9 protein-coding genes are annotated in these 6,953 nt (G+C 41.5%); 5 read left to right on the top strand and 4 right to left on the bottom strand.

The window, feature by feature from the left end; all coding sequences use genetic code 11:
- The first annotated feature begins 8 nt into the window (after positions 1 to 8).
- Positions 9 to 335 carry a hypothetical protein gene (locus Q0594_RS01465; RefSeq protein ID WP_298729235.1) on the top strand — a complete coding sequence of 109 codons (327 nt, stop codon included), beginning with the start codon at positions 9 to 11 and terminating at the stop codon, positions 333 to 335.
- 96 nt (positions 336 to 431) lie between these two features.
- Positions 432 to 1,025 (top strand): hypothetical protein, encoded by a 594-nt coding sequence (locus Q0594_RS01460; protein ID WP_298729228.1) that lies wholly within the window; start codon positions 432 to 434, stop codon positions 1,023 to 1,025.
- Between the two features lie 42 nt (positions 1,026 to 1,067).
- On the opposite strand, the gene Q0594_RS01455 is transcribed toward Q0594_RS01460, so the two are convergent.
- Positions 1,068 to 1,781, bottom strand: a complete 714-nt coding sequence (locus tag Q0594_RS01455; protein WP_298729227.1) for a peroxide stress protein YaaA — start codon at positions 1,779 to 1,781, stop codon at positions 1,068 to 1,070.
- 110 nt (positions 1,782 to 1,891) lie between these two features.
- On the opposite strand from Q0594_RS01455, the gene Q0594_RS01450 reads away from it, so the two are divergent.
- Both Q0594_RS01450 and Q0594_RS01445 read left to right on the top strand, forming a co-directional pair.
- Positions 1,892 to 2,284: a hypothetical protein gene (locus Q0594_RS01450; protein WP_298729226.1), complete on the top strand. Its 393-nt coding sequence runs from the start codon at positions 1,892 to 1,894 to the stop codon at positions 2,282 to 2,284.
- A 15-nt stretch (positions 2,285 to 2,299) separates the two neighbouring features.
- On the top strand, positions 2,300 to 2,632 hold the full coding sequence (locus Q0594_RS01445) for a glucuronide permease (protein ID WP_298729225.1): 333 nt from the start codon (positions 2,300 to 2,302) through the stop codon (positions 2,630 to 2,632).
- A gap of 396 nt (positions 2,633 to 3,028) precedes the next feature.
- Here Q0594_RS01445 and Q0594_RS01440 read toward each other — a convergent pair whose 3' ends face one another.
- Positions 3,029 to 3,442, bottom strand: coding sequence for an EamA family transporter (locus tag Q0594_RS01440; protein WP_298729224.1), 414 nt, complete (start codon positions 3,440 to 3,442; stop codon positions 3,029 to 3,031).
- 124 nt (positions 3,443 to 3,566) lie between these two features.
- On the opposite strand from Q0594_RS01440, the gene Q0594_RS01435 reads away from it, so the two are divergent.
- Positions 3,567 to 4,361: a nucleotidyltransferase domain-containing protein gene (locus Q0594_RS01435; RefSeq protein WP_298729223.1), complete on the top strand. Its 795-nt coding sequence runs from the start codon at positions 3,567 to 3,569 to the stop codon at positions 4,359 to 4,361.
- Between the two features lie 992 nt (positions 4,362 to 5,353).
- On the opposite strand, the gene mscL is transcribed toward Q0594_RS01435, so the two are convergent.
- On the bottom strand, positions 5,354 to 5,737 hold the full coding sequence (gene mscL / locus Q0594_RS01430) for a large conductance mechanosensitive channel protein MscL (RefSeq protein ID WP_298729222.1): 384 nt from the start codon (positions 5,735 to 5,737) through the stop codon (positions 5,354 to 5,356).
- A gap of 92 nt (positions 5,738 to 5,829) precedes the next feature.
- Entirely contained in the window at positions 5,830 to 6,951 is a 1,122-nt protein-coding gene (locus tag Q0594_RS01425; protein WP_298729221.1) for an FAD-dependent oxidoreductase, read from the bottom strand.
- Between the last annotated feature and the right edge of the window lie 2 nt (positions 6,952 to 6,953).

Raw genomic sequence — 6,953 nt, 5'->3', positions numbered from 1 at the left:
GGAAATTTTTGCTAGTAGAATTCGATAGCTCTAGTTGTCAATCTCTGTCAAACTTTTTAAATTCTGAGGTTCATAATTTTTATCTGGATGTTCGAGAAGCTTTGGAGAATGTAATTACTGGGAAGATGGAAGAATATGCTTTTGATGGTAATTTGTTGGGAATCGAAATTGGAAAAGAAATAACAGAAGTTTACTTTCAATTTGAGGAAGAAATATTAGGTGAACCATATTTTATTTCAACTGATGAGCTATATAAATTAGTGATTGAGTGGAAAGAAATGGAAGATAGAATGTACAGAGGAGAAGATATTTTTCCTCTTACCCTAGAGGATTGATGTTGAATAAACAGATTAAGTAACTAATAACAAAATTGCTTTTCAATTAAAGATCATAGATTTTGTGACTCAAAAGATTAAGTGGAGACGAAGAAGATGCTCGAATCGCAAACTTATATCACGAACTTGAAAAAGTTTTTAGGTCATGTTGAAGTCGTTGAAAAATCAGACAGCATTCAAATTCACGATGGTGTGGATATCATTTATTCATTAGTGGTAGAAGCGAATCGCTACTCTATTCTTATTAGTGAACGTGGAACTGTATCGAGCTTTTGTACCATACAAGATACGAAGTTCGCACAAATCTATTTTGCAATCTTTGTGAAGAACACCTTGGCGGATATCAAACTTCCGCTAATGCCAAAAATCGAAGACTTAACAGAAGAATTGGAGACACTACTAGACTTATTCAATCAAGAAGGCCTAGCACCATATTATTCGGTGGATTCGGTTGAAGCGCAAAGAGTGAATCTGTCTACGGCTTCTAAACGTCTTTACTACGTAGACGCAAGCGGTCGTGAATACGATATCGCTTATCTACCGAACCGATTCCATCAAACCTTCTATTCATCTATTGTGAACTTGGAAAACCGCAGAGAGTGGTTAACCGAGTGGGTGGATTATTCAGATGCAATTCAAAAATACGAAGCGACTTTACTAGGATTTAGTTCAGAAGGCATCGTAAAATAACAAGCAAAAAAGGAGTAAGACTACTGCCCTACTCCTCTTTTTTTATCTCACAAACACCAACTTTTCTGGAGTTGATAGTTCTGCATCAAACTTAAATCCATCTTCTCTAAAAGCCTCCAACTGCTTGACGTCAGTTACTTGTTCGCGCATGGCAAACCCCACTAACAACCCGCGTCCTTTTTTCGACGTCGTAGAGTGTTGTTTTAACGTTCCGTCTTTACGTTCGTAAAATTCCACATCTACCCAGTTGTAACGCGAGCGGTCTAACAATGTGCTGAACTCATCACTGGCACAGTTGACCACCGTTTCACCTTCTTCGAACAACTCGGCCCACTCCGCTTTCCAGTAAGCCTTCAAGCTCTTCCCGTCCACGCGCAATGGTCGTAACATATCCAAGCGATACGGCTTCACAAAAGCATCCGGCGCCACAGCTCCATACAACGCTGATAAGATGCGCACATGCTCGCTTCCATAGCCTAAGCCCTCATTCCATCCCTCTACTTGCTTCAACCAGCGAAACGCCAGTCCGTTGTAAAGTTCAATGGCAGGTGCAGACCTGGCCACCTTCCACCCTTTGATAAACGCTTTGTTTTCGTCGAGCAACTTCCCTTTCACCCCAAGCACGCGTGCAAGCTCTTCTTCAGGCACTGCGCTCACAGCTGCCACTACTTTCCTAGCAGCCGAGCTCACTTCCCAGTCGCGTTTCTCTAATGCGTCACTATTCATTTCCTTTGCAGGCGATAGTATGAGTTTCATCTTGGTCCTCCCTTCGTTCATGTCCTCTTTAGTGTACCGCACCCGCCGGATTTTGACAAAACACAAGGAGAGATTTATACTGATTACTATCAAGCTTAAAGGAGAATTGTATGCCTCAACCATTGACACTTCTGATTAATTCCATCGCCTCATTTTACTTATTACCGTTTTTTGCCGTTGGAATTTATGCTATTTGGGCCAAAAAATATTCACTCGCAAACTTCTTACTCTTTTTTGGAGGTGCGAACGCCCTCCATTCGATTCGTCTAATCTATCAGAAATCAGTTATTGGATATATCATATGGTTTGTAGCGTGGGCGCTGATTCTTTACGCGTCTTACTGGAATAACCAGCACGAAAAGCCCTATAAAACAGAAAATGCCATGCTGGATTTTCTCGTTTGTATTGTGAATGGAAATCCGTTTCCTGATAAAATCGAAGACCCAAACAAAGCTCGTGCCATTATTGCACTCGTACTCACAATTTTAATGATTATCGCCTAACAAGGAGAACCTCATATGGACTTTGTATTCATCTTATTTTCTATTCTTAGTTTCTTTATCGTTACATTTGCTTTCTTACATCTACTCGCAGGAGGCGTCGCTCTTTCAAAAGGAGACAAAACAACAGGAAACATCCTCATTTTTGTAGGAGGCCTCATCGCACTTCCTGCAATCCCATTACTAGCAATGGTCCACGGACTTTCATTCGTTACATGGATTGTTGGGGCAACTCTTTGCTGCGTGGGAGCCTATATGAACGGAAAAGAAAATGGCAATAACAATATATCACATCACATTATCCGCATCACCATTGCAGTCCTTCTCACGATTGGACTGGCACTGGTTTAAGAAAGGAGTCACTATATGCTTGGACTGCTCTTAATACTACATGCTCTCAGTTTTATCGCATTTATATTTGGTTTCTACCACGCTGCAAAAGCCGCTTTGCTTCTCTACAATCAAGGCAACATACTTCCTGCCTATCCGATTCTTATTGGAGGGATTCTCGCTACAGTGTCTCCCACCATGTTTATTCCCATTCAGGACATCGGATTAATTCTATGGGCTATCGGTTCCCTCCTCTGTTGCATTGGAGTCTTTTGGTATAATAAAATCACTGAAAACCCTACTGCCGTTCCTCTTATACTACATTTATTCATTCCGGTTAGTATCTTTATGATCTTAAATTTCTTTCAAAGCGTTCTATAACACAAAATCGTACGGAGCTTCCGTACGATTTTTTAGTTACCACACCATTAAAATAGTCCCTGTTGCAATGAGCGCACAACCGATGAGTGATTTCACTGTAAACGTATCCTGTAAAAAAATAAACGCCAAAATCAAGGTGAAAACAATGCTCAGTTTATCCACCACAGCCACTTCAGTCGCCTTTCCTAGTTGAAGCGCTCGGTAATAACACAGCCATGACGCCCCTGTCGCAAGCCCGGATAAAATGAGAAATACCCAGCTCTTCTTACTAATTTGTGCCAGTCCTGACTGATTATTCGTGATAAACACTATTAACCACGACATCACAACGACCACAACCGTCCGCACCGCTGTTGCCAAATTCGAATTTACACCATCAATTCCTATTTTTGCAAATATCGATGTTAACGCCGCAAACACAGCCGATAACAACGCAAATACAATCCACATTTGAAAGACCCTTTTCATTACATCTTTCTACTATTATACCTATTTTTTTCCTAGAAAAATATAGATTGCATCTGAATGAATTTCTGCTACAATGAACTTACTGACTGAAAGGGAGGAAAAGAGGATGCCAGAAAAACTTTTTGAAGAATTAGCACAACTAGAGCAAGTCGAAGCCGTGGTCCTTGGAGGTTCCAGAGCTGGAGAACAGTATGATCAAGATTCAGACTATGATGTCTATGTCTATTTGAAAGCTCCGATTGATCCTGAAATCCGCGAAAAACTACTCGGCAAGTACTGTTCGTATATGGAAATCCAAAATCAATTTTGGGAAGTGGAAGATGACTGCATTCTAAATAATGGAATTGAAATTGAATTTATCTATCGTTCCTTGGATGATTTTGATAAAGACTTACAGAAGGTGGTTCTAGAACATCAACCTCAAAATGCGTACACGACTTGTATGTGGTACAACTTGCTTCATAGCAAAGTTCTATACGACCAAGAAAACCGATACACCGCGCTTCAGAACAAATACCAGATCCCTTACCCTGCGAATCTGAAGCGGAATATCATCGAGAGACAGTCCCTTTTACTCGAAAAATCCTTGCCCGCTTTTTCAAAGCAAATCAAAAAAGCCCTTAAACGCAAGGACGTTCTTGCCTTGAACCACAGAAGTAGCGAGTTCTTTGCTTCCTATTTTGACCTTCTCTTTGCTTTGAATGAGCAATTACACCCTGGCGAAAAACGGATGCTGTCATACGCAAAAGAAAACTGCGCTCTTCTCCCACAAGATTTTGAAGCAAACATCCAAACTTACTTCAAAAATCTCTATCAATGGGACAAACCACAAGAAACACTAGACACTTTAAACCAACTCTTAGAATACCTAGAAAAGCTTGTCGAAACAACTCATAACTAAGAGGAACGCTCTTGGCACTGGTTTATTAACGGTGCGGGCAATAAATTACGAAACAAAACGGATTCACAGTGTGAATCCGTTTTTTGCTTCTGCCTTTCTGTGTTGTATGCTGTGTAGTTGAGCTCGAAAAGGCATAGGCTCAAGCCTTTCGAGGTTAGTCCGCAGGACTACAAGCAGTCCTTTGCGTCTAACCTGCGAACCGTCATCACCTATTAACGCCTTTTCTCACATCCTGGTAGTTGAGCTCACTATCGCAGAAATGGCGTTCACTTCCCGTAACGTCCGCAGAACGTTTCTCGTTCTTTACGGCGTTCCAGTCCAGTGGTCCATTTCTGAGCGCGATGTCTCTCATCCTGTTAGTTGAACTCAGAAAAGCAGAAACGACGTCCACTTCCCAGAAAATCCGCACGACTGCAAGCAGTCCCTTGCGTTGTTCTGGTCCAGTGATTCGTTTCTAAACGCTTTTCTTCGTATCCTATTTTTCGGATGGTCCGGTGGTCGACGAAGTAAATTTTAATCGTTCAAAAGCCAGACCCTCTTGTTTTTCGCTCAAAAAATAAAGAAAAATTCGTCAAACCATTGTGTTTGAAAAATAGAAGTGTGCGAGTTTCTTTGGATTCCATCCAAACGCCTAAGGAGGATAAACGAAAAAAATCAGTTTATTGAAAGAATAGTGGGACTAAGCATTAAAACGAATTAGCGGACGTAAGAATTTATTCCGTACGTCCGCTTTGAGGCTTTAAAGGTGAGAGACCTAGGCTCGAACCGGTGCCCCACTATAACTCTTTCAATAATAAAACTGATTCTGAACTCGTTTATCCGACGATGTACTTTCCTCTAAAATCCAAAGAAACGAAGCGAAGCTTCTCCTGTTCCCTCAAGCACACACTCATTCACAATGGTTCAACGAATTTTATCCTTTTATTCCATCACCATTTTATTTATTTTTTTGCACATAAAAAGCCGAGAGGGTTCTCGGCTTTTCTCAACGATTATTTGTTTGCTAATAAGTCGCGGATTTCTTTTAAATAGTCTTCCGCAGTTGGTGCAGCTGGTTCAGCTTCTTCAGTAGGTTTGTTACTTTTTGCTAATTCAGCAGCTTTATTCATTCCTTTAACGATTAAGAATAATACCGCTCCAACAATGACAAAGTTGATGATTGCAGCGATGAACGCTCCAATACCGATTTGAGCAGAACCTAATTTAAATGAAACTGCTGCGATATCGCCAGTGTTAGCCACCATTGCGATGATTGGTGAGATAATATCTTTTACTAATGAATCAACAATTGCTTTAAAAGCACCACCAATAATAACGGCTACAGCTAATTCAACGATATTCCCACGCATTAAAAACTCTTTAAACTCTTTTAACATTCGTTTTTCCTCCTTTTATAAAAAGTTACATAATTACTTCTAATAGAATACTAAATTTTTATTCAAAACACAAATAAAATTATATTTTGTTTCTATGTTTTTCTTATATAATTTTTGGGAGGATAGTTTTTAATGGCAAAATCAACGCTCTCTTCTGCCGATAACCGCGCTAATAATTCGCCAATCCAAACGCCACTGGTCAGACCCGAAGAACCGAGTCCACTCGCCACAAAGGCATTCGAAGTTTCCGGAACTTTCCCAAAAAATGGTAGAAAATCGGAAGTATACGCGCGTGTTCCTACACGAACCCCGCTTCGTTTCGCCTCTTTTAACGATGGCAAACTTGCACAGGCTTCTGTATACATGCCCTCTAACAACGCTTTATCTGGCGTCAAATCGAACCCTTGCGTATTCTCATGCGTCGCCCCTACTAAAATCTTGCCATCAGGGAATGGTAAGATATCGATTTCTCCATGAAGCATGCACACCGGCCATTTTGAGGTATCTTCCGTCGTTTCTAGTTCCAATTCGATCAATTGCCCTTTTTGCGGACGAACATCCACATAGTAGTCGAGCCCTTCTAATAATTCCTTGACCCAAGCGCCACTGGAGAGAATCACGGCATCAAAAGGAAGGACTTCTCCATCCTCTACCACTCGAATGTCTTCGCCTTCTTTGGATAAAGAAACTTTTTGATGCTTCACTGTAGCTCCGTTTTTTTCGGCTTGCTCTAGAAGGAGGGCTACAAGTTTTTCTCCGTCAACACGACCGCCACCGCTACAATACAACGCCCCATCTGGATTCGCCCATCCTGGAATCACCTTTGCGACATCTTCTCTGGATAGTGCCTCTACTTCTCCAATCATTGGCGCATCCACTCGGCGTTCGACCGCCATTTCTTCCACCTTTTTGAGTTGTTTTTCAGTATGTTTGAAAATATACGCCCCAACCTGTTCATACGGCAAGTCCGTGACGCCATCCGCACGTAACTGTTCCATTAAAATAGGATAATACGCTGCCCCATGCGATACGAGTTGGTACCAGTCTTTATTGCGGCGTTGCGATAGCCACGGACAAATAATTCCCGCCGCGGCCTTGGTTGCTTGACCGACTCCCGCATCAAAAACGGTCACGGCCATTCCTTTTTTGCTGAGTTGGTAGGCCGCCGTTGCCCCTACAATCCCAGCTCCTACGATTGCTACTGATTTAGTCATCT

It is taken from the genome of uncultured Granulicatella sp. (assembly GCF_938030755.1).
Classification (GTDB): domain Bacteria; phylum Bacillota; class Bacilli; order Lactobacillales; family Aerococcaceae; genus Granulicatella.
This window is presented reverse-complemented; position numbering and strand designations above follow the sequence as displayed.

Excerpts from the sequence above, each read along its gene's own strand:
- mscL (WP_298729222.1), bottom strand. The coding sequence starts at position 5,737 with ATGTTAAAAGAGTTTAAAGAGTTTTTAATGCGTGGGAATATCGTTGAA.
- Q0594_RS01455 (WP_298729227.1), bottom strand. The coding sequence starts at position 1,781 with ATGAAACTCATACTATCGCCTGCAAAGGAAATGAATAGTGACGCATTA.
- Q0594_RS01445 (WP_298729225.1), top strand. The coding sequence starts at position 2,300 with ATGGACTTTGTATTCATCTTATTTTCTATTCTTAGTTTCTTTATCGTT.
- Q0594_RS01425 (WP_298729221.1), bottom strand. The coding sequence starts at position 6,951 with ATGACTAAATCAGTAGCAATCGTAGGAGCTGGGATTGTAGGGGCAACG.
- Q0594_RS01440 (WP_298729224.1), bottom strand. The coding sequence starts at position 3,442 with ATGTGGATTGTATTTGCGTTGTTATCGGCTGTGTTTGCGGCGTTAACA.
- Q0594_RS01460 (WP_298729228.1), top strand. The coding sequence starts at position 432 with ATGCTCGAATCGCAAACTTATATCACGAACTTGAAAAAGTTTTTAGGT.
- Q0594_RS01435 (WP_298729223.1), top strand. The coding sequence starts at position 3,567 with ATGCCAGAAAAACTTTTTGAAGAATTAGCACAACTAGAGCAAGTCGAA.
- Q0594_RS01450 (WP_298729226.1), top strand. The coding sequence starts at position 1,892 with ATGCCTCAACCATTGACACTTCTGATTAATTCCATCGCCTCATTTTAC.